The organism is Bradyrhizobium sp. WSM3983 (genome assembly GCF_000473045.1).
Taxonomy (GTDB): Bacteria; Pseudomonadota; Alphaproteobacteria; order Rhizobiales; family Xanthobacteraceae; genus Bradyrhizobium.
In genome coordinates, this window is the sequence record NZ_AXAY01000008.1 from 65,085 (window position 1) to 86,282 (window position 21,198).

Genomic DNA, 21,198 nt, shown 5'->3' on the forward strand with positions numbered 1-21,198 from the left:
GCACCCCACTGTTTGTTCGAGGACACGCGATTGGTGCCGTGAGGATGGCTCGAATTTGTGCACCGCAAGCATACGCAAGATCGCGTATACTGCACCGCAAAATACCGACGTAGGCTTTTGGTACGGGATTTGCGAGGGATTGAACGAGTTCGGGAGTGGGGTTCGAGTGGCAGGGCGGCAGCGAATAGACCGCGTCAGGCGCCAGTACAATCAATGGGTCGCCAACCAGACGCTGGAAGACTACGCGCTGCGCTTCACCGCCAAGAGCGCGCGGCGCTGGTCCGCCGCCCGCGTCGCCAATACTGCCATCGGTGCAATTTCCTTCCTGGTGCTGGAGGCGATCGGCGGCACCATCACCCTCAATTACGGCGTCACCAACGCAGCCGCAGCGATTCTCGTGGTCTCGACCATCATCTTCTGCTGCGGCGTGCCGATTGCCTATTATGCAGCCAAAAGCGGCATCGACATTGACCTCCTCACCCGAGGCGCCGGCTTCGGCTATATCGGCTCGACCGTCACCTCGCTGATCTACGCCTCCTTCACCTTCATCTTTTTTGCGGTCGAGGCGGTGATCCTGGCGACCGCGCTGGAGATGTGCTTAGGCATCCCCCGCCCGATCGGCTACCTCATCAGCGCCGTCGCGATTATCCCGCTCGTGACCTACGGCATCACGCTGATCAGCCGCTTCCAGCTCTGGACGCAGCCGCTCTGGATCGTCCTGCACATCCTGCCCTTTGCCGCGATCGCATGGGCCAGCCCGCACTCGTTCACGGAATGGCACAAATTCGCCGGCGAGCACGGCGACCTCGGTGGCCATTTCGATCTGTTGCTGTTCGGTGTCGCGTCCTCCGTCGTGTTCTCGCTGGTGGCGCAAATCGGCGAGCAGGTCGACTTCCTGCGATTTCTGCCGCGTGACCGCCGCACCTCCAGGACGTCGTGGTGGATCGCGCTGATGAGCGCGGGACCGGGCTGGATCGTGCTCGGCGCGCTGAAACTGCTGGCCGGCTCGTTCCTCGCCTTCTTTGCGTTGAGCCACGGTGTGCCGCCCGAAGAGGCCGCCGAGCCCGCGCATATGTATCTCGTGGCCTTTCGCTACGTGCTGTCGGACCCGGACCTCGCGCTGGCCTTGACCGGCTTCTTCGTGGTGCTGTCGCAGATCAAGATCAACGTCACCAACGCCTATGCCGGCTCGATCGCATGGTCGAATTTCTTCTCACGCCTGACGCACAGCCATCCCGGACGCGTGGTCTGGCTGGTGTTCAACGTGATGGTGGCGCTGCTGCTGATGGAGATCGGCGTCTACAAGGCGCTGGAGCAGACGCTCGCGCTGTACTCCAACGTTGCGATTGCCTGGGTCGGCGCGCTGGTGTCCGATCTCGTCGTCAACAAGCCGCTCGGCCTGCGTCCGCCGCAGATGGAATTCAAGCGGGCGCATCTCTACGACATCAATCCGGTCGGCGTCGGCGCGATGACGCTTGCGATCATCGTATCGATCGCGGCGTTCTACGGCCTGTTCGGCCCGACCATGAAGGCACTCGCCGCCTTCGTCGCACTCACGGTAGCCTTCGTCACCGCCCCGATCATCGCCTGGCTCACGGACGGAAAATTCTACATCGCGCGCAAGCCGAAAAGGAGCTGGGCCAATATCGAGGCGATCCAGTGTTGCATCTGCGAGCACAGCTTCGAGCCGGAGGACATGACGTCCTGCCCCGCCTACGCCGGCCCGATCTGCTCCTTGTGCTGCTCGCTCGATGCACGCTGCCACGACCTCTGCAAACCACATGCGCGGGCGCAGGTGCAATTTTCGGACGCGCTGAGCAAGATCCTGCCGCAGCCGATCTATCAGCGGATCAACTCGCAGTTCGGCCACTATATCGGCGTTTTCGTCGTCTCCGCCGGTCTCGTCGCACTGGTGCTCGGACTGATCTTCCTGCAGACCTCGGCGAGCGTACATGGCGAAAACTCGCTCATTTCCAACGTGCTGTGGAAGGTGTTCTTCTCGCTCAGCATCATCATCGGCGTGGTCGCCTGGTTGTTCGTGCTGGCGCAGCAAAGCCGCCGCGCCGCGGAGGCCGAGACGCGACGACAGACGACGCTCCTGATCCAGGAGATCGAGGCGCACAATCGCACCGATGCCGAGCTCCAGCGTGCCAAGGAAGTCGCCGAATCCGCCAATCTCGCCAAGAGCCGCTACGTGGTGGGCCTGAGCCACGAGCTACGCTCGCCCCTGAATGCGATCAGCGGATACGCGCAGCTCCTGGAGCAAGACGCCACGCTGAACACCAAGCCACGCGACCAGGTCCGCGTCGTCCGGCGCAGCGCCGATCACCTCTCCGGCCTGATCGACGGCATTCTGGATATTTCCAAGATCGAAGCGGGACGGCTGTATCTCTCGCGCGACGAAGTCCGCTTGAGCGAATTCCTCGATCAGCTCGTCGGCATGTTCCGCCTCCAGGCCGGCGCCAAGGGCATCGACTTCGTCTTCAGGCGACCGGCCACATTGCCGACGGTGGTCTATGCCGACGAGAAGCGGCTGCGTCAGGTACTGATCAACCTGTTGTCCAATGCCATCAAGTTCACCCAGACCGGCAGCGTCCAGTTCGTCGTCCACTACCGCAGCCCGGTCGCCGAATTCGAGGTGATCGACACCGGTCCCGGCATCCAGGGCGACGATCTCGAACGCATCTTCGCGCCCTTCGAACGCGGCGCGCTCGGGGTGTCGCAGCCGCAGACGGGCACGGGACTCGGACTCACCATCAGCCGGCTGCTCGCCGGCGTGATGGGCGGCGACATCAAGGTCGCCAGCACGGTTGGGCGCGGCAGCACCTTCAAGGTGAAGATGCTGCTATCGGAGGTCAGCAACCCCAGGCGCATCGCGCCGGTGGAAGCACCGATCTCCGGCTATCACGGCGCGCGCAAGACCATTCTCATCACCGACGACGATCCCGTGCATCGCGATCTCCTGCGCGAGGTGCTGACACCGCTCGGCTTCATCCTGCTCAGCGCCCCCGACGGACCGGGCTGTCTGGCGCTGTCGCAGCATTGCCGGCCCGATCTGTTCCTGCTCGATATCTCGATGCCGGGCATGGACGGATGGACGGTCGCGGAACAGCTGCGCGCCGACGGCCATCACCAGGCCCGCATCCTGATGGTGTCGGCGAGCGCGCTGGAGGCGCACGGTGCGCCGCTCGCACAGCCCTTCCACGACGGCTATCTGATGAAGCCGATCGATATCCCGCGACTGTTGGAGACCATTCGCCAATTGCTCAAGATCGAATGGCAGTACGGCTCCGATGAGGTCGTGCCGCTGTGGCAGCCCGAGAGCGGCTCGCGGCCGCCGGTGAGACACATCGAGGCGCTGATCGGGCTCGGCCAGATCGGCTACGTCAAAGCCATCCAATTGAAGCTGGACGAGATCGGCAGCGAACATCCGGAGCACGCCGACTTCGTCGCCGAAATGCGATCGCTGGTCGATCGCTTCGATCTCGATCAGTACATGACCACATTGAAAACACTGCATGCTTATGAGCATTGAGCCGAAAAAGCGCGACGTCGCGCTGGTTGTCGACGACTCCCCCGAAACGCTGCGGCTGCTCACCGACGCGCTCGACGGCGCCGGGATGACGGTGATGGTCGCACTCGATGGCACGAGCGCGTTGCGCATCGTCGACCAGATCACGCCGGACATCGTGCTGCTCGACGCCGTGATGCCCGGGCTGGACGGCTTCGAGACATGCCGGAGGCTCAAGCGCGACGCGGGCCTGGCCAATGTTCCCGTGATCTTCATGACAGGCCTCGCCGAGACCGAGCACATCGTGCGCGGGCTGGAAGCCGGCGGCGTCGACTACGTGACCAAGCCGATCGTGATCGAGGAGATGCTGGCGCGCATCCGTGTCCATCTCGGCAATGCGCGGCTGACCCAGAGCGCGCGCACCGCGCTCGACGTCTCCGGACGCTTCCTGTTCGCGGTCACCCGCCAGGGCCACATCCTGTGGGCGACGCCGCAGGCGCAAAAACTGCTGGCCGATCATCACGGCGCACAGGCCGACGACTTCGTCCTGCCGCCGTCACTGCTGCAATGGCTGGAGCAGACCAAGGGCAAGGGCAGCGCGAGATCGCAAGCCGCCTCCCTGCCCGACAATCCGCAACTCCGGTTCTACTACATGGGCGAAACCGCGCCGAACGAGTTTTTGCTGCGGCTGTCGAAAGAGTCCGGCACCGCACTGCCGCCCGAATTCACCAGCGAGCTCGGCCTCACCACGAGGGAGGGCGAGGTGCTGGCCTGGCTCAGCAAAGGCAAGACCAACCGCGACATCGCGCAGATTTTGGGATTGAGCCCGCGCACCGTCGACAAGCATCTGGAGCAGATTTACGCCAAGCTCGGCGTGGAGAACCGAACGGCGGCAGCTGCGATTGCGACGAATGCGACGAGGCGGAATTCATGAGCGACGCTGCGAATGAGTTGCGACGTCACTCGCCTGATAAATAGCGTCGTCCCGGCGAAGGCCGGGACCCATAACCACAGGGCGAAGTTTGGCGAAGATCAGTCGTCCGGTACGACGACCATCCGCGACCGATAGATTCCGCGGCATGGGTCCCGGCCTCCGCCGGGACGACACGAGAGATTGTGGCGGCGGCCGACTTGACGTAACGACCCGCTACACCGCATCTCACCCGTAAACAAACGCCTGGTCATCCAGATCCGTCTTCGGGATCTCGTCTTTCTCGGTCCAGTAATCCTGGCTGTGCTGCCATTCCGGCTTGTCGCCGCGCTTGGGCAGCAGGTCCATGTTGCGCAGGATGTAGCCGGGGTTGAAGTTTTCCGGATCGATCCAGGGCAGGATCGGCATGTTGTGGTCTTCGGCGCGCAAGCTTACCTCGACCTTCTTGCTGCCCTTCGCCTTCATGTGGCCGAGCAGCCGGCAGACAAAGTCCGCAACGAGATCCACACGCAGCGTCCAGCTCGCACGGAAATAGCCGAACACCCAGACCATGTTCGGCACGCCCGTGAACATCATGCCGCGATAGGTGACGGTGTCGCCGAAGGCGAGCGGCTTGCCATCGATCTCGAAGGCGATGTCGCCGAGCGCCGAGAGATTGAAACCGGTCGCGGTGACAATAACGTCGGCCTCCAGCAGCGTGCCGGATTTGAGCTGGATACCGTTATCGACGAAGCACTCGATCTCGTCGGTCACCACGGACGCCTTGCCGTTGGCGATGCCCTTGAACAAATCGGCATCGGGCACGAAGGCGATGCGCTGGCGCCACGGCCGATAGCTTGGCGTGAAATGCGTCTCGACGTCGTAGTCCGGACCGAGCACCGCGCTGATCTGGCCGATCAGTTCCTTCTTCACCTGTTCCGGCTTGGACAGGCAGAGCCTTGTGAACGCATCCTGCTCGAACAGGATCTTGCGGCGAACGATCTCGTGGATCCAGGCCTCGTCGACCTGGAGCCGGCGCAGTTCCTCCGCGATCTCGATGGCGTTGCGCCCCAGGCGGAAATAGGTCGGCGAGCGCTGCAGCATGGTGACATGCGCGCACTGGTCCGCGATATTCGGCACCAATGTCGCGGCAGTCGCGCCCGAGCCGATCACGACGACCTTCTTGGCCTTGAGATCAATATCGTCAGGCCAGGTCTGCGGATGGACGATGCTGCCCTGGAAGCGATCCATACCCTTCCATTCCGGCGTGTAGCCTTCGGAATGGCGATAATAGCCCTGGCACATCCAGAGGAAGTTCGCCGTGAAGGTCTTTGCCTCGCCGGTGTCCGTCGTCACCGCCTCGATGGTCCAGAGATTCTGCTCGCTCGACCAGCTCGCCGAATTGATCTTGTGCTTGTAGCGGATGTGACGGGCGATATCGTTGTCGTCGATCACCTCGTTCATGTAGGCGAGGATTTCGTCCGCGGTCGCGATCGGCGGCCCGACCCAGGGCTTGAAACTATAGCCGAAGGTATGGAGGTCGCTATCCGAGCGGATGCCGGGATAGCGATGCGTGCTCCAGGTACCGCCGAACGTCGCCTGCGTTTCCAGGATGACGTAGCTCATGCCCGGCAGCTGCTTTGTGACGTGATAAGCGCTGCCGATGCCGGAGATGCCGGCGCCGACGATCAACAGATCAAAATGCTCTGAAGCCTGCTTTGTGGTGGCGTGACTGCGAACAGCGACATTCATTGTTGCTTCTATGCCTTGTCTTTTCAGGTCGCCTTGATGGCGACGCGTTTCCTCCGCGACGGGCACGGTCTCCCATCGCGCTTCCTCTGCAAAATGACATAGATCAAGTCGCGATCAAACTACAACGCCGCGCCCCAGCTCCGCGCCGTCTGCAAGATCCAGTCGCGATAGAGCGTCAGCGGCGTGACTCCGGTCAATCCGCCGCAGCCGGCAGCGCCATTTGGTCCCGTCGACCAGCTGATGACGCCGACAAGCACGGCGCCGTTGGGCTTGTCCTCGAACACCGGGCCGCCGGAATCACCGGTGCAGGCGCCGATTCCGTCGCGAACACCGTTGGTTACGGGGTCGACCAGACGGATCTGGAACGTGCCGGGCTGGCCCGTGGCGACGAGCGCAGCAACCCGCGTCGCGCCACCACTCTTGCCATCGCCGCGCACGGTGACGCCGATGCCGGCGATGGTGAAGCGGCTGCCGACCTGGATTGGAATATTCGGTGCGCCGACCGGCACCGTCAATTTTCCCTTCAGTGGAATTTCCAGTTGCAGCAATGCCACGTCAGCGGTGGCACGATGCGCTTGCATCATCTGCATATTGAAGCTGGGATGGATCGCGACAGTACGCACATTCAGCAATTGCGGCGCACCGTCGGCACCGCGATCGACGATCTTGTAGTCGGCGCCGGGCTGCACGCAGTGCGCGACCGTCAAGACCAGTTTGGGAGCAATCAAGCTGCCGGTGCAGAAATTGCCGCGCGAGCCGACGATGGTGACGACCGCGCGCGCGACGCCATCCGACTGCGGCGTGCCGCCGCCGACGATGGCATAAGCGGGCGTGGCGAGCAGCAGCGCGGATACGATCAGAGTTGCAAGCTTCTTCATGGGAACACGCTCGGGCGTCGGCATCGATGGTGATGCGCGATTGCTTCGGACTGGCCCTTGCCGATAGCGCATGCTAGCCCTCTTGGAAAGTAATTGACGAGGGCAGGATAGTGGCGATCGAGGCTGTGATCTTTGATTTTGGCGGCGTGTTGACGAGCTCACCGTTCGAGGCGTTTTCGCGGTTCGAGACCGAGCGCGGCCTGCCGACCGACATCATCCGGCGCACGAACGCTGCCAATCATCTGGAAAACGCCTGGGCCAGGTTCGAGCGCGCCGAGGTCGATATCGAGACCTTCGATCATTTATTCGCGGATGAATCACTCGCACTCGGCGCCGAGGTGCGCGGACGCGACGTGCTACCATTGCTGCAGGGCGATCTGCGCCCCGAGATGGTCGAGGCCCTGAAGCGCATCAAGGCGCAATTCAAGACCGGCTGCATCACCAACAATTTGCCGGCCAACGCCATCGGCAGCATGACCGGGCGCTCGCTCTACGTCGCCGAGGTGATGGTGCTGTTCGACCACGTCATCGAATCCGCCAAGATCGGCCTGCGCAAGCCGGACCCACGCATTTACCAGCTGATGGTCGAGACGCTGAAGGTCGATCCGAAGAATTGCGTTTATCTCGACGACCTCGGCGTCAATCTGAAGCCCGCGCGCGAAATGGGCATGAACACGATCAAGGTCACGAGTAGCGCGCAGGCGATCGCCGAGCTCGCGGCGGCGACGGGGCTGAAGCTCGGGTAGGCCGATTCGACAGGCTGTAGGGTGGGCAAAGCGAAGCGTGCCCACCAAAGCTCGCGCTTCGCGGAATGAAGATGGTGGGCACGGCGCGATGCGCCTTTGCCCACTCTACGAGAATAGAACTACTCTGCGGCAGCGGCGATCCGTTCGGGAAATGCCGCGGCGAGCGAAGCGCGGTCGGGCTTCAACACGCCGCGCTCGGTGATGAGGCCGGTGACGAGACGCGCCGGGGTTACGTCGAACGCGTAATTCGCGACCGGGGAGCCCTCCGGCACGATGCGCACCGTTTCCAATCGTCCATCGTCAGTACGGCCGGTCATGTCGGTGACCTCAGTGCCGCTGCGCTGCTCGATCGGAATATCGCGAATGCCGTCATTGACGGCAAAATCGATCGTCGGCGACGGCAACGCGACGTAGAACGGCACGTTGTTGTCATGCGCCGCGAGCGCCTTCAGATAGGTCCCTATCTTGTTGCAGACGTCGCCATTGGCGGCGACGCGGTCGGTACCGACGATGGCGAGATCGACCATGCCATGCTGCATCAGATGCCCGCCGGTATTATCGGGGATCACGGTGTGTGGCACGCCATGGTGACCGAGCTCCCAGGCGGTGAGCGAGGCGCCCTGATTGCGCGGGCGGGTCTCGTCGACCCAGACGTGGACCTTGATGCCGCGCTCATGCGCGAGATAGATCGGCGCAGTCGCGGTGCCCCAGTCGACGGTGGCGAGCCAGCCGGCGTTGCAATGGGTCAGCACGTTGACCGTCTCGCCCGGCTTCTTCTTCGCAACGATCGTCTCGATCAGTGCAAAACCGTTGGCGGCGATGGCGCGGTTGATCTCGACGTCCTGCTCGGCGATCTCGTCGGCGCGGGCGTAGGCTGCTTCCGCACGTTCGACCGGATCGATCGGAGCGAGCGTCGCGCGCATCTCGTCCAGCGCCCACTTCAGATTGATCGCGGTAGGCCGCGCCACGACCAGCGTCTCGTAGGCGCGCTTGAGGCCCGCATCAGAGGCATCCTCGCGCATCGCAAGCGCCATGCCGTAAGCCGCCGTCGCTCCGATCAGCGGCGCGCCGCGCACCAGCATGTCGCGGATCGCGACCGCCGCGTCCTCGCACGAGGTCAGCTTTGCAATGATGAACTCATGCGGCAGCCGGCGCTGGTCGATCGCGCCGACCGACCAGCCGTCGCGCTCGCGCCAGATGCTGCGGAAATGCTTGCCGTCGACCTTCATGGCAATCTGCCTTTCGTCTCAACCGCGCAGGATGCGCCCGGCCACCGCATCGAGTTTCTTCAGAAGCTCGGGATCGCGCGCCTCGGGCGCGGTGATCAGTGCGGTGTCGAGCGCACGATCCGAGCCGATCGGGCACGGTTCATGCTCACGCGGAAAATCCTTGGCCAGTCGCGCCACCAGCGCCTTGGCCTTGTCGGCGTTGGACGTCAGCACGCGGATGATATCCTGCACGGTGACGGCGTCGTGGTCGGGGTGCCAGCAGTCGAAGTCCGTCACCATCGCGACCGTCGCGTAGCACATCTCGGCCTCGCGGGCGAGCTTCGCCTCGGGCATGTTGGTCATGCCGATCACGGAATAGCCCAGCGTCTTGTAGGTCATGCTCTCCGCATAAGTGGAGAATTGTGGCCCCTCCATGCAGACATAGGTGCCGCCGCGCGCAATCGCGATGCCCTCGGCCTCGGCAGCTGAGGCCAAGTGAATCCGCAGCCGCGGCGAGACCGGATGCGCCATCGACACATGCGCGACGCAGCCATGGCCGAAAAACGAGCTCTCGCGCTTGTGGGTGCGATCGACGAACTGGTCGACGAGAACGAAGGTGCCGGGCGGCATCTCTTCCTTGAAGGAACCGCAAGCCGACAGCGAGATCAGGTCGGTGACGCCGGCCCGCTTCAGCACGTCGATATTGGCGCGGTAGTTGATGTCGGAGGGTGACAGGCGGTGGCCCTTGTCATGGCGCGGCAGGAACACGATCGGCAGGCCTGCGATGGTGCCACGTCGTACCGGCGCCGACGACTCGCCCCAGGGGCTCTTGATCACCTCTTCATGCGCGCCCTCGAGTCCCGGCAAATCGTAGATGCCGGAGCCGCCGATGATGCCCAATACCGCCTGCGTCATGCCTGCTCCACCCCATTCGCGACCTGCGACATGTTTAAGCTATGCCAGTTTTGCGGCGGTTTTGGAACGGGGTTGGGGGGTGGTGGCGGGGCGGCGCAAGGCGCGCGTCACACTCTCCGATGTCGTCCCGGCGAAGGCCGGGACCCATAACCCCAGACAGGAGTTTGGCGAAAGTTCGTCGTTCGGTACTACGACCACCCGCAATCGATAGATTCCGCGGTATGGGTCCCGGCCTTCGCCGGGACGACGATAGCTTGGTTACGCCGCGGTCGCCGGCTGCAGCTGGGTCGCGACCATCCGTTCCAGCGTTTCGACCGACTGGAAATTCTCCGGCGTGATCTCGGTTTGCGGAATGGTGAAGTCGAACTCGGCTTCGACGCCCAGCATCAGATTGACCATGTCCATCGAGGTCAGGCCGGCATCGACGAGTTTCGTCGACGGGGTGACATCGGAGGCGAGCGAGTTCTGCGCGAGGATGCCCTTCACCAGCTTGGTGATGCGATTGCGCAAATCGGTATCGAAGGCCTGCATCGGCAAATTCCCGTCTGTCTATAAAAGGTCGGCCGGTTGCCGGGTACGATGGGCACGATGGGCCGATCCCGCAATGGGCGTCACCATTACTTCGCGTTTCTTAGTAAACGATGACTCAGATTGTCTGGAATTCGGGGTTCTTCCAGAACCCTAACGCGGTCGCGGAAATTCGCACCATGCGAACAACCGGCCCTTAACTGTTCGTCCGGAATTCGAGTTCGTTTACCCTCTATTTCATCGACGAATTTGAATTAAATCCGTAGCCTCATCTCACAAGCAAGGATGGTCGGAGGGTCGCTGCACGGCATCGCAAATGATGCCGGCGATCTTGAACGACAAACCGGAGGCGGACGAGCATGAACGTGCGTGAAGCGGTTCTCACTGTCGACGAGACGCAACCGAGCCTTCTCGAGCACGGCCCCTCTTTGATCGAGCGCGCAACGCGCACCGCCAGCGTGGCTGCGGCCGACGCCGACGGCGTCGATCGCGACGCCCGCTTTCCTCACAAGGCCTTCGACGCCGCGCGCGACCAAAAGCTGCTCGGCGTCATGATCCCGGTCGAGTTCGGCGGCTTCGGTGCCTCGATCTACGACGTCACCGACATCTGCTACACGCTCGGGCGCGCCTGCGCTTCGACTGCGATGATCTACGCGATGCACCAGACCAAGGTCGCCTGCGTTATCCGGCATGGCCACGGCATTCCCTGGATGGAAACCATGATGCGCCGGGTCGCCCGCGACCAGTGGCTGCTCGCCTCCTCCACCACCGAAGGCCAGAACGGCGGTAACATCCGCGCCAGCGCGGCCGCGGTCGACCACGCCGGCGACACCGTCTCGCTGGTGCGCGACGCCACCGTGATCTCCTACGGCGCCCAAGCCGACGGTCTCGTCACCATCGCCCGCCGCGCCACCGAGGCCGCTGCTTCCGACCAGGTGCTGCTGGCGCTCGCCAAGGACGATTATTCGCTGAAGCAGACGCAGGGCTGGGAAACGCTCGGCATGCGCGGCACCTGCTCGACCGGCTTCGAGCTGAAGGTCGATTGCCCCGCCGACCGTGTCTTCCCGGAAGCCTATGACAAGATCCACGCCCAGACCATGACGCCGTTTGCGCATCTGTGCTGGTCGTCGACTTGGGCCGGCATTGCCGCTGCCTCTGTCACGCGCGCGCAGGCTTTCGTCCGCAAGGCGGCCCGCACCTCCGGCGGTCAGATGCCGCCGGCGGCCGCACACTTCACCGCCGCGAAAATGTCGCTGGCAAAGCTCCGCGCGCTGATTGCCGCCAATCTCGACGGCTTTGCCCGCGCCGAGCATGACGAGCGCGCGCTCGGCTCGCTCGACTTCCAGTCCTCGATCACGCTGTTGAAGGTACAGGCCTCCGAGCTCGCGGTCGAGACCGTGATGCATGCGATGCGCACCGCGGGTCTGTCCGGCTACCGCAACGACGGCGAGTTTACGATGGGCCGCCATCTGCGCGACGTGCTGTCGTCGCCGATCATGATCAACAACGACCGCATCCTTGCGAACGCCGCGACCTCGACCCTGATGAGCGGCGTGCCGACGAGCCTTCGTGACTAAAAACAAACAACAACATTTTCAGATAGCAGGACATCGAGCCATGAACATTGCCGTCCTCCCCGTTTCGACCGAGACCGCGCCGCAGATCGCAGATCCGCTCGATCATCTCGCTAACAAGCTGTTCCACCCGATGGGTTCGGACGGCGTCTATGCACGCACCGCGCTCTATGAAGGTGTCGTCGAGAAGCTCGCCGCGCTGATCACCAGCAATCGCGAAGCCGGCACCGAGGTGATGCGCTTCCCGCCGGTGATGAGCCGCGCCCAGCTGGAAAAGTCCGGTTACCTCAAGAGCTTTCCGAACCTGCTCGGCTGCGTCTGCGGCCTGCACGGCACCGAGCGCGAGATCAACGCCGCGGTGAGCCGCTTCGATGCCGGCGGCGACTGGACCTCGTCGCTGTCGCCGGCCGATCTCGTTCTGTCGCCCGCGGCCTGCTATCCCGTCTATCCGATCGCGGCGAGCCGCGGCCAGCTGCCGAGGGGCGGCCTGCGCTTCGACGTCGCCGCCGACTGCTTCCGTCGCGAGCCATCCAGGCATCTCGACCGGCTGCAATCGTTCCGGATGCGTGAATATGTCTGCATCGGCACGCCCGATGACGTCGCCGATTTCCGCGAGCGCTGGATGGTGCGCGCGCAGGCGATCGCGACCGACCTCGGCCTGACCTTCCGCGTCGACTATGCCAGCGACCCCTTCTTCGGCCGCGTCGGCCAGATGAAGGCAGTGAGCCAGAAGCAGCAGCAGCTCAAATTCGAGCTCCTGATCCCGCTGCGCTCGGAAGAACAGCCGACCGCCTGCATGAGCTTCAACTATCACCGCGAGCATTTCGGAACGACCTGGGGCATCCAGGACGCCAATGGCGAACCGGCCCATACCGGCTGCGTCGCCTTCGGCATGGACCGGCTTGCCGTCGCGATGTTCCACACCCACGGTACTGACCTTTCCACCTGGCCCGCCAATGTGCGGGACCTTCTGGGCATGCAGCTGCAAGTCGCGGCCGATGCCCATGGCGAAGGCTGGCGCTAAGGTAAGAGGCCGACCATTACCACGGGTAAGACGAGCGTGATTCACACCAAAGTCCGATGCCGCGAGATCACCGAGTCCGATGTCGAAGCCATCGCGGACTTGCTGACGCGTGGCTTCGTCGGCCGCTCGCGCAACTACTGGATCCAGGGCCTGCGCCGGCAGGCCTTCCGGCCGGTGCCGGAGGGCTATCCCCGCTTCGGCTACATGCTCGACAATGACGGTGTGCCGGTCGGCGTGCTGCTGCTGATCTACACGACGCGGAAGGATGGCGAGGAAACCACCGTCCACTGCAATCTGTCGAGCTGGTATGTCGAGCCGGCCTACCGCAATTATGCACCGCTGCTGACCAAGATCGCCCAGCGGCACAAGCACGTGACCTATCTCAACATCAGCCCGGCGGTGTGGACCTGGCCGATCATCGAGACGCAGGGCTTTCGCGCCTATTGCCGCGGCCTGTTCTTCTCGGTGCCGGCGCTGTCGCGCGCCCCGCGCTGGAGCAAGATCGAGGTGATCTCCCAGCACGCCAAGCAGATCGAAGGCTTGTCCGAGGCCGAGACCGAGCTGTTGACGCGGCATGCGCGCTACAATTGCCTCAGCCTGGTCTGCCGCACGCCGAAGGGCGTCTTCCCCTTCATCCTGCAACCGGTGCGCATCCGCCGCGGTTTCATCGCACCGCCGGCGATGCAGCTGATCTACTGCCGCAGCGCCGCCGAATACGCCGCCTGCGCCGGCCGCATCGGCAGGCTGCTGCTGCGGCTCGGCAAGATCTCGGTGATCGTTGATTCCAACGAACCAATTCCCGGCCTTGTCGGTATTTATACCGAGCGGCGCCGCAAATATTTCAAGGGCCCGCACCGCCCGCGGCTGGCCGACCTCACTGATACGGAACTGGTGCTTTACGGGCCGTAGGGATCACGTCGTCCCGACGAAGGATTTGTTGCTGGGTCCGCGTCCTGCACTGTCCGCATCACTAGTCACCCTCCGTAAACTACGGCGCTTAAGGGAATTTTCCCGCCTCTTCGCTACGCTCAGTGGCTGAATTACGTTGCGTTAGGCCTATTGCCGCCGAGATCCCGCTGATCCCATGACATCGATCCCCGACAACGAGCTCGGTGCACGCCGCGAGCAGGGCCAGCAGGCCCTGCTCTCGCTGAGCCAGATTGCGCTCGACGGCATGGAACAGGGCGTCTGCGTCTACGACGCCGACAACCGGATCGTGCTGGTCAATCAGCGCTATCTCACCATGTTCGGCATGTCGGCCGAAATCGTGCGGCTCGGCACAAGCTATCGCGACGTACTCGCCCATAGCGTGGCACTCGGGAACATCCCGGCGAGTGAGCTCGACGCCCTCTACGCTTCGCGGATCGCATTGATTACGGCCGGCAAGCCGTTCCAGACCCGGCAGACACTCGCAAGCGGCCTTGTCATAACGCTCGAACTGAAGCCGCTTCCCGACGGCGGCTGGATGACGATCTGCGACGACGTCAGCCGCCTCGCCCGGCTCGAAACCGAGCTGCAACTTCAGACCGAGCGCAGCCAGCACGCGCTCGCCCACATGTCGCACGGCCTCATCATGTATGATGCCGACAGCCGCGCCGTCGTCTGCAATGAACGCTTCCTGCAGTTCTACAACCTCGACCCCATGGTCGTAAGACCGGGCGTCTTGCACAGCACGGCCATCGAGTACTGGCTGTCGCGCGGCAACAGAGCGGACATGTCCGGGGGCAAGTTCCTGGATGCCCGGATGAACGACGTCCGGACCAGGAGCCCGAAAACCGTTCTCGTCACGTGCTATGACGGTCGCAAGGTGCAGGCCGTATCCCGGTTCATGCCCGACGGCGGCTGGGTCACCGTGCATGAGGACGTCACCGAACGTCTGCAGCACGAAGAGATGCTGAAACAGCAGAACCTCATGCTGGACGCCGCGCTCGAAAACATGGCGCACGGGCTCGCCTTCTACGACAGCGGCATGCGCCTTCGCGTCTGCAACTCCACCTACCAGAAGATCTACCGGCTATCGCCGGAGGAGAGCAGGCCAGGCACGCATCTCTCCGAGCTGATCGAGCGGTCGATGGCGAACGGTGCCTTCGCCTCCGAATACAGCCCGCAGCAGATCCTGGAGGCCGCCCGGGCGCGAATCGACAACAACAATTCCTCGCCGATGCGCCGGCGCATGACCAACGACACTGTGATCTCGGTGCGCTACTGCGCCCTGCCCGAGGGCGGCTTCGTCGCCACCTACGAGGATATTACCGAGCGCGAGCACGCGGTGGAGGAACTGAGCGAGCAGTATCGCCGCTTCGACGCGGCGCTGAACAACATGAGCCACGGCCTGTGCATGCTCGATTCGAACCTGAGCATGATCGTCTGCAACCGTCGCTACATCGAGATGTACGGCCTGTCGCCTGAGATCGTGAAGCCCGGCGTCTCGATGCGCGAGATCATGGAGCACAGCTGCGATCTCGGCATCCATCCGAACACAACCGCCGCCAAGATCTATGCCGACTATGTCGAGCGGCTGCGCGAGGGCGAGCACACGCTGCACCGCCATTTGAGCGACGGCCGCATCATCAAGCTCAACCACAAGCGGATGGAGCATGGCGGCTGGGTCGTCACCTATGAGGACGTCACCGAGCGTCGCAAGACCCAGGCCCGGGTCGCGCACATGGCGCAACACGATTCGCTCACCGACCTGCCCAACCGCACGCTGTTCCGCGAGAAGATGGGCGAGGGGCTGAACCAGGTCGCGATCGCCGGCGGCGCCATGGCCGTGCTGTGCTTCGACCTCGACAATTTCAAAACCGTCAACGACCGGCTCGGCCACGCCGCCGGCGACCGGCTGTTGCGCTGGGTCGCGGCGCGGCTGAAAGAGAATGTCGGCGAGCACGACACCGTCGCCCGCCTCGGTGGCGACGAGTTCGCCGTGCTGCAGCGCGGACCGCAGCCGCAATCGGCGGAGCGCCTGGCACGACGCCTGGTCGAGATCATAGGCCACCCACCTCCGCTGGAAAGCCAATCGATCCATGTCGGCGTCTCCGTCGGCATCGCGGTCGCGCCCGACCACGGCCTCGACGCCGACCAGCTGATGAAATGCGCCGATCTCGCGCTGTACCGAGCCAAGGCCAAGGGGCGCGGCGCCTATCAGCTGTTCGAGCCCGAGATGGAAGAAGAGGCGCGCAGCCGGCACGCGCTGGAGCACGATCTGCGCGGCGCGCTGGAAGCCAGCCAGTTCCACCTGGTGTTCCAGCCGCAGGTACGGCTCGATACCACCGAGCTGACCGGCTTCGAGGCACTGCTGCGCTGGAAACATCCGTCGCGCGGCTTTGTCTCGCCGGCCGAATTCATTCCGATCGCCGAAGAGAACGGGCTGATCGTTCCGATCGGCGAATGGGTGCTGCGTACGGCCTGCGCCACGGCTGCGTCATGGCCAGATGTTACGGTCGCGGTCAATTTGTCGCCTGTGCAGTTCCGCTCGCGTGGGCTGGTGGCGATGGTCACCAGCGCGCTTGCAGAAGCCGGCCTGCCGCCGCAACGGCTCGAGCTCGAGGTCACCGAGACGGCGCTGCTCGATGACAGCGAAGCGACGATCGAGATCCTGCACCAGCTCCGCGCCCTCGGCGTGCGCGTCAGCCTCGACGATTTCGGTATCGGCTATTCCTCGCTGAGCTATCTGCGCAAATTCCCGTTCGACCGCATCAAGATCGACCGCTCCTTTGTCGGCACGCTCGGCGAAAGCCCGGAGAGTGTCGCCATCGTCCGTACGATCGCGAGCCTGGGCTCCGTGCTCGGCGTCGCGACCACGGCTGAAGGCGTCGAGACGATCGAGCAGCTCGACTTCGTCCGCGAATGCGGCTGCACCGCGGTGCAGGGCTATTATTTCGGCAAGCCCTGCCCTGCGGCGGAGGTGGGACTTACTATCGAGACGCTGAACGCGGTACGCCGCGTGGCGTGAGGCGCGACGCAATCAACTCTCGCCGACTCCCTCAAGCCGATCGCGCAGGGAGCAGATCACACGGTGGGCCGTCTCGATCTCCTTCACCGACAATCCATCCGACAGGCCGTTAACCCACGGGACCTGCAAGCGGCCGGCGGCATCGTAGACCTGCCTGCCCTTGTCGGTGAGCACCACGAGTTGCGCCCGGCGATGATGCGGGTTGGTCTCGAACGCGACCAGACCGTCCCGCTCGAGGTCGTTGACGATACGCTGCACATTCTGGCGGTTGGCGCCGAGATTGCGCGCCAGCCAGGCCACCGGCTCCGCCCGCTCGGCATCGACGATCGCTCCCAGGATCTGCCAGCGCGCGCTGGTGAGGCCGAGCGAGGCCACCAGCCGATCGCCTGCGGTCAGGAGCAGACCGTTGGCCCGGAACAAGTCGAGGATAAAGCCGGTCAGGACCTCGCCCGCGGGGGTCCGCTTAGTCTTGCTCATTTGTAACCATCATTTCCTATTGACATTATCATGTCAATTATCTAAGTTATGTATTGTCGAATTGACATGAAAATACCAACCCACGCGGAGTGATGCCATGCCCCATATACGCCCGCTCGACCCGAGCTTCCCGATTGACCGCCAAATCGCGCTCGACGCCGGCCCCGTGGTGCTGGTCAATCTGTTCACGCTCCATGCCGCGGACGAGCAGAGCTTCCTGACGAGCTGGCAGGACGATGCGGCTTTCATGAAGCGGCAGCCGGGCTTCATCTCGACCCAGCTCCACCGTGCCGTCGGCGACAATCCGACCTATCTCAATTATGCGGTCTGGGAATCCAACGCGCATTTCCGCGCGGCGTTCACGCATCCTGAATTCCGGGCGAAGATCGCCGTCTATCCCGCATCCGCCGTCGCAAGCCCGCATCTGTTTCAGAAGGTCGCGGTGCCCGGCATTTGCGTCGCGTAGCTGCCACAACGTCATTGCGAATGCAGCAGACGTGGTGGGCACGCTTCCGCCTTCGCTCTTCGAGCTACGGCGGACGAGTCGCTTTGCCCACCCTGCGAATTCTCAGCCCGCCGCGGGCAGCGCGCTGTCCGGCGGCGCCCCCCACGGGCGCTCGGCTGAGGCGAGGCCGATCAGGCGGCCCTGGATGTAATCACAGCCCCAGTCGCGCAGCATGTTGGCGGCGTCCTCGTCCTGCACCCATTCGGCAACGGTCTTGATGTCGAGGCGGCGGGCGAGGTCGATCAGGGTGTGCACGAAGGCGCGATCGTCGGCGGAGTGGGTGATGTTCTGCACGAAGGCGCCATCGATCTTGACGATGTCCACGCCGAGCTTGCGCAGATTGCGGAACGAGGTGTAGCCGGCGCCGAAATCGTCGATCGCAATGCGGCTGCCGAAATTCTTCAACCGCGTGACGAAGCCGCGGACATCGTCGATGTCCTGGATCGCGACGGTTTCGGTGATCTCGACGATCAGCCGCTCGGCGACGCCTGGATGGGCGCGCATCAGCGATTCGATTCCGGCCCACCAGTCGGGATCCATCGTGGTATCGGGCGAGATGTTGAGGCTGAGGCGGATGTCGGGCGCCGCCGCGAGCTCGGCGACCACGAGCTCCAGCACACGGTGATCGACGAGCCGAATGAGGCCGAGCCGCTCGGCGACCGGCACGATGTCGGGCGCGAGCAACACCTGACCGTCACCCTGGTCCATCCGCACCAGGCATTCGTGGAACGCGCCCTCGCCCGTGGCAACCGAGACCACCGGTTCGTAAGCGAGCTTGATGCGGCGCTCGTTCAGCGCGGTGACGATCTCGTCGGTGACGCGAATGTTGACGCGGCGCTGCGCGTCGCGCTCGGCGTTCGGGCGCCATGCGGCGAACGAGCCGGCGCGGCGGCGCTTGGCGCCATCCAGCGTCTCGTGGGCGCGGTTGATCGCCTCATCGGTGTTGCGGGCATAGCGCGGCAGGCTGACGGCGCCGATCGAGACAGAAACGGAGACCGGCCCCGATTTGGTCGGCACCACCTCGTCACGGACGCCGGCAAGGAATCGCTCGGCGGCGACGTTCATGTCGTCAACGGTGCAGTTCTTCAGGATCAGGCCGAACTTGTTGCCGGAGAAGCGGCCGAGAACATCACCACCGCGCAAGCGCGCGCGAATGCGCTTGGCGACGTCGAGGATCACGGCATCGGCGACGTCGAAGCCGAAGGCGTCGTTGACGCGGGCAAGATGATCGATGCCGACCAGCATGAAGGCAGCGGTCGAGCGGAAGCGGGTCGTCTCCTCGATCGCCTCGGCCAGCGCTGCGATCAGGTGAGAGCGGTTGAGCTCGCCAGTGAGCGGATCGAGCCGCGCAAGCTTCGTCAGCTCCTCTTCACGGGCGTGCCGCTCATTGTTGATGCGGACGGAGCCGATCGCGCGCATCGGGCGGCCGTCGGCACCGGCGAACCAGCGACCGGTCTCCTCGATCCAGACCACGGGATCGGAGGCGCTCATGCGCACGCCATATTCGACCCGGTAGGGCGTGCCGTCGGTGCCATGCACGGCGGATGTCTGCGCCAGCGCGGCGCTCCGCAGCGTCTGTGCGGGCTCGATCAACTTGGCGAATTCGGCGCCGGTCGCAAGGCGCTCGGCGGGAATACCGGGGAAGATGACGCCGGCCTGCTCGCCCCAGACGATGGCGTCGCTGGCGAGATCCCAGATGAACACGGCCTGACCGAGAGCGGCCAGGATTTCGGAGGCTTGCGGCAATGCTGGGGTCAAAAGCGCCTCGTTTCGGGACAGCGGGGAGTCCTGAGCCGGCACAGGATACGGCCAGATTCGCCTCCGACCCTAGGCAAAGTTCATAAACAATTTGGAAACCACGTTGCGAAGCCGCCTCGGAACCAAACCGGCCCGGCCGGCATAGACCTTGCGAGTACATGACACGCACCGGCGCCGGCGTCCCGAAACGCGACAGGCTCCGCCGGATCAACGGTGATTGCGATGTTGAGTACTGATCGATCGGACGAAGCGGAAACCGGGACTGGCACGGCGCTGGTGCCCTTAACGCCGATTTTGCAGTGGATGCCCAAGGCGCCATTGCCGCGACCCGATCCGAGCTTCGTCACCCAGTTGATCGCCAATGCCGAGCATCTGCCCCAGGCAAGTCGGCTGCGCCGCGGCTCTTCCGAGGACGCGCGCATGGCTTATGGCGGCAAGCGCCCACTTCCCAGCGTCACCTCACGCACGCGTCAGGTGGCGTAGCGCCGATCAGCGCGGCTCTTCGGGCGAGGACGGCGTGCCGTTGCCCGGCTGCAAATGCGGTGAGGGAATTTCCGGCGACGGCGCGATGCCCGGCTTCGGCGCTGGGTGATCCATCAAAACGGATTCGGCAACCGATTGCGCTGAGGGCGCGGGCGGCGGTTCAGGCTGCGGTGCGGGCACGGGATCGAGCTTCGGCTCGAACACCGTCGCTGGTGGCGGCGCCTCGGCCTGACGCTTCGACTTGCGCGGCACCGCTACGGTCTCTGCGGCGACGTAGGCGATGCGACGGCGTGCGCGTTGGGCAATGCCGCCGAGGAAATCAGTCATCGCAAGCAGCACGAGCAGGAAATAAGTCGAGTTGCCGAATTTGGGCCACATCACGAATTCGGCCGCGGCCGCGCCGAACAGGATCAGCGACAGCAGATGGTCCATCAGGAATTTCGCGCCGGGGCGCGCGCCCTTGACCACTTCGAGCAGCAGCAGCAACACGCCGAGCGCGAGCAGCAGATCGGCAAGCGTGACCGGCCAGATCTCGCCGGTAATCATCGGTACCTTGAACAGCACGTCCGAGAAAGACACGCTGGGCATCAGGAAGACGATGATGTTGTACACCGCGAGCGGAATCAGAAGCAGCGGGAAACCGACCATCGGCAAAGCGCCTTCTCGATCAAGATGTCCGGGCAGGACAATGCGGCGGCGAAGCGTCTGCTCCGCCGCCGTCACTGTCATATCTCATGGGTTGGCCGAAATCAGGCGGGCCAATCAGCCCGCCCCAAGAAAAAGTCCGGACTTAGGACTCTTTCTTCTTCAGGACCTGACGGCCCTTGTACATGCCGGTCTTGAGGTCGAGATGGTGCGGACGACGGAGCTCACCGGAGTCCTTGTCTTCCACATAGGTCGGCTTCTTGATGGCGTCTGCCGAGCGGCGCATGCCACGGCGCGACGGCGAGGTTTTTCTTCTCGGAACGGCCATTTCA

General features: G+C 63.9%; 18 protein-coding genes. 9 read left to right on the forward strand and 9 right to left on the reverse strand.

What is annotated here, in order from left to right; genetic code table 11:
* The first annotated feature begins 166 nt into the window (after positions 1 to 166).
* Entirely contained in the window at positions 167 to 3,535 is a 3,369-nt protein-coding gene (locus tag YUA_RS0114770; RefSeq protein WP_027531400.1) for an ATP-binding protein, read from the forward strand.
* Positions 3,519 to 4,445 (forward strand): response regulator, encoded by a 927-nt coding sequence (locus tag YUA_RS0114775; RefSeq protein ID WP_035971058.1) that lies wholly within the window; start codon positions 3,519 to 3,521, stop codon positions 4,443 to 4,445. The genes YUA_RS0114770 and YUA_RS0114775 overlap by 17 nt, the downstream gene beginning before the upstream one ends.
* Before the next feature lie 225 nt (positions 4,446 to 4,670).
* Here YUA_RS0114775 and YUA_RS0114780 read toward each other — a convergent pair whose 3' ends face one another.
* Both YUA_RS0114780 and YUA_RS0114785 read right to left on the reverse strand, forming a co-directional pair.
* The gene (locus tag YUA_RS0114780) at positions 4,671 to 6,173 is read right to left on the reverse strand and encodes an NAD(P)/FAD-dependent oxidoreductase (RefSeq protein ID WP_027531402.1); all 1,503 of its coding nucleotides are present in this window, start codon (positions 6,171 to 6,173) and stop codon (positions 4,671 to 4,673) included.
* Positions 6,174 to 6,292: 119 nt separating this feature from the next.
* Positions 6,293 to 7,051, reverse strand: a complete 759-nt coding sequence (locus tag YUA_RS0114785; RefSeq protein WP_027531403.1) for a trypsin-like serine protease — start codon at positions 7,049 to 7,051, stop codon at positions 6,293 to 6,295.
* A 110-nt stretch (positions 7,052 to 7,161) separates the two neighbouring features.
* Between YUA_RS0114785 and YUA_RS0114790 the strand changes: the two genes are divergently transcribed.
* Positions 7,162 to 7,797 carry an HAD-IA family hydrolase gene (locus YUA_RS0114790; RefSeq protein WP_027531404.1) on the forward strand — a complete coding sequence of 212 codons (636 nt, stop codon included), beginning with the start codon at positions 7,162 to 7,164 and terminating at the stop codon, positions 7,795 to 7,797.
* Between the two features lie 119 nt (positions 7,798 to 7,916).
* Here the strand turns inward: YUA_RS0114790 and mtnA are convergent, their stop codons facing one another.
* The 3 genes from mtnA to YUA_RS0114805 all read right to left on the reverse strand — a co-directional run bounded on the left by mtnA (position 7,917) and on the right by YUA_RS0114805 (position 10,451).
* Positions 7,917 to 9,026 (reverse strand): S-methyl-5-thioribose-1-phosphate isomerase, encoded by a 1,110-nt coding sequence (gene mtnA, locus YUA_RS0114795; protein WP_027531405.1) that lies wholly within the window; start codon positions 9,024 to 9,026, stop codon positions 7,917 to 7,919.
* An 18-nt stretch (positions 9,027 to 9,044) separates the two neighbouring features.
* On the reverse strand, positions 9,045 to 9,920 hold the full coding sequence (locus YUA_RS0114800; RefSeq protein ID WP_027531406.1) for an S-methyl-5'-thioadenosine phosphorylase: 876 nt from the start codon (positions 9,918 to 9,920) through the stop codon (positions 9,045 to 9,047).
* A 258-nt stretch (positions 9,921 to 10,178) separates the two neighbouring features.
* A complete protein-coding gene (locus YUA_RS0114805; RefSeq protein ID WP_027531407.1) occupies positions 10,179 to 10,451 on the reverse strand; it encodes a phosphopantetheine-binding protein in 273 nt (90 codons plus the stop codon).
* A gap of 356 nt (positions 10,452 to 10,807) precedes the next feature.
* Between YUA_RS0114805 and YUA_RS0114810 the strand changes: the two genes are divergently transcribed.
* The 4 genes from YUA_RS0114810 to YUA_RS0114825 all read left to right on the forward strand — a co-directional run bounded on the left by YUA_RS0114810 (position 10,808) and on the right by YUA_RS0114825 (position 16,998).
* Complete coding sequence (locus YUA_RS0114810; protein ID WP_027531408.1) at positions 10,808 to 12,025, forward strand: acyl-CoA dehydrogenase family protein; 1,218 nt, start codon at positions 10,808 to 10,810, stop codon at positions 12,023 to 12,025.
* 40 nt (positions 12,026 to 12,065) lie between these two features.
* A complete protein-coding gene (locus tag YUA_RS0114815) occupies positions 12,066 to 13,046 on the forward strand; it encodes an amino acid--[acyl-carrier-protein] ligase (RefSeq protein ID WP_027531409.1) in 981 nt (326 codons plus the stop codon).
* Positions 13,047 to 13,082: 36 nt separating this feature from the next.
* Positions 13,083 to 13,955 (forward strand): hypothetical protein, encoded by an 873-nt coding sequence (locus tag YUA_RS0114820; RefSeq protein ID WP_027531410.1) that lies wholly within the window; start codon positions 13,083 to 13,085, stop codon positions 13,953 to 13,955.
* A 175-nt stretch (positions 13,956 to 14,130) separates the two neighbouring features.
* Positions 14,131 to 16,998, forward strand: coding sequence for a PAS-domain containing protein (locus YUA_RS0114825; protein WP_027531411.1), 2,868 nt, complete (start codon positions 14,131 to 14,133; stop codon positions 16,996 to 16,998).
* Positions 16,999 to 17,010: 12 nt separating this feature from the next.
* Here YUA_RS0114825 and YUA_RS0114830 read toward each other — a convergent pair whose 3' ends face one another.
* Positions 17,011 to 17,475, reverse strand: coding sequence for a MarR family winged helix-turn-helix transcriptional regulator (locus YUA_RS0114830; protein WP_027531412.1), 465 nt, complete (start codon positions 17,473 to 17,475; stop codon positions 17,011 to 17,013).
* Between the two features lie 97 nt (positions 17,476 to 17,572).
* Here YUA_RS0114830 and YUA_RS0114835 point away from each other — a divergent pair, with 97 nt between their 5' ends.
* A complete protein-coding gene (locus tag YUA_RS0114835) occupies positions 17,573 to 17,941 on the forward strand; it encodes an antibiotic biosynthesis monooxygenase (protein ID WP_027531413.1) in 369 nt (122 codons plus the stop codon).
* Between the two features lie 102 nt (positions 17,942 to 18,043).
* Here YUA_RS0114835 and YUA_RS0114840 read toward each other — a convergent pair whose 3' ends face one another.
* Positions 18,044 to 19,738, reverse strand: a complete 1,695-nt coding sequence (locus YUA_RS0114840; protein WP_027531414.1) for a bifunctional diguanylate cyclase/phosphodiesterase — start codon at positions 19,736 to 19,738, stop codon at positions 18,044 to 18,046.
* A 222-nt stretch (positions 19,739 to 19,960) separates the two neighbouring features.
* Between YUA_RS0114840 and YUA_RS0114845 the strand changes: the two genes are divergently transcribed.
* The gene (locus YUA_RS0114845; RefSeq protein WP_027531415.1) at positions 19,961 to 20,221 is read left to right on the forward strand and encodes a hypothetical protein; all 261 of its coding nucleotides are present in this window, start codon (positions 19,961 to 19,963) and stop codon (positions 20,219 to 20,221) included.
* A gap of 6 nt (positions 20,222 to 20,227) precedes the next feature.
* On the opposite strand, the gene YUA_RS0114850 is transcribed toward YUA_RS0114845, so the two are convergent.
* Together YUA_RS0114850 and rpmF are read right to left on the reverse strand one after the other, a co-directional pair.
* Positions 20,228 to 20,869 carry a hypothetical protein gene (locus YUA_RS0114850; protein WP_027531416.1) on the reverse strand — a complete coding sequence of 214 codons (642 nt, stop codon included), beginning with the start codon at positions 20,867 to 20,869 and terminating at the stop codon, positions 20,228 to 20,230.
* Positions 20,870 to 21,011: 142 nt separating this feature from the next.
* Positions 21,012 to 21,194, reverse strand: a complete 183-nt coding sequence (gene rpmF, locus YUA_RS0114855) for a 50S ribosomal protein L32 (protein WP_007598106.1) — start codon at positions 21,192 to 21,194, stop codon at positions 21,012 to 21,014.
* Between the last annotated feature and the right edge of the window lie 4 nt (positions 21,195 to 21,198).

Bases quoted from the DNA above. Each gene is read 5' to 3' on its own strand.
- YUA_RS0114775 (WP_035971058.1), top strand. From the start codon at position 3,519: ATGCTTATGAGCATTGAGCCGAAAAAGCGCGACGTCGCGCTGGTTGTC.
- YUA_RS0114780 (WP_027531402.1), bottom strand. From the start codon at position 6,173: ATGAATGTCGCTGTTCGCAGTCACGCCACCACAAAGCAGGCTTCAGAG.
- YUA_RS0114785 (WP_027531403.1), bottom strand. From the start codon at position 7,051: ATGAAGAAGCTTGCAACTCTGATCGTATCCGCGCTGCTGCTCGCCACG.
- mtnA (WP_027531405.1), bottom strand. From the start codon at position 9,026: ATGAAGGTCGACGGCAAGCATTTCCGCAGCATCTGGCGCGAGCGCGAC.
- YUA_RS0114800 (WP_027531406.1), bottom strand. From the start codon at position 9,920: ATGACGCAGGCGGTATTGGGCATCATCGGCGGCTCCGGCATCTACGAT.
- YUA_RS0114805 (WP_027531407.1), bottom strand. From the start codon at position 10,451: ATGCAGGCCTTCGATACCGATTTGCGCAATCGCATCACCAAGCTGGTG.
- YUA_RS0114810 (WP_027531408.1), top strand. From the start codon at position 10,808: ATGAACGTGCGTGAAGCGGTTCTCACTGTCGACGAGACGCAACCGAGC.
- YUA_RS0114815 (WP_027531409.1), top strand. From the start codon at position 12,066: ATGAACATTGCCGTCCTCCCCGTTTCGACCGAGACCGCGCCGCAGATC.
- YUA_RS0114825 (WP_027531411.1), top strand. From the start codon at position 14,131: ATGACATCGATCCCCGACAACGAGCTCGGTGCACGCCGCGAGCAGGGC.
- YUA_RS0114830 (WP_027531412.1), bottom strand. From the start codon at position 17,475: ATGAGCAAGACTAAGCGGACCCCCGCGGGCGAGGTCCTGACCGGCTTT.
- YUA_RS0114835 (WP_027531413.1), top strand. From the start codon at position 17,573: ATGCCCCATATACGCCCGCTCGACCCGAGCTTCCCGATTGACCGCCAA.
- YUA_RS0114845 (WP_027531415.1), top strand. From the start codon at position 19,961: ATGTTGAGTACTGATCGATCGGACGAAGCGGAAACCGGGACTGGCACG.
- YUA_RS0114850 (WP_027531416.1), bottom strand. From the start codon at position 20,869: ATGGTCGGTTTCCCGCTGCTTCTGATTCCGCTCGCGGTGTACAACATC.
- rpmF (WP_007598106.1), bottom strand. From the start codon at position 21,194: ATGGCCGTTCCGAGAAGAAAAACCTCGCCGTCGCGCCGTGGCATGCGC.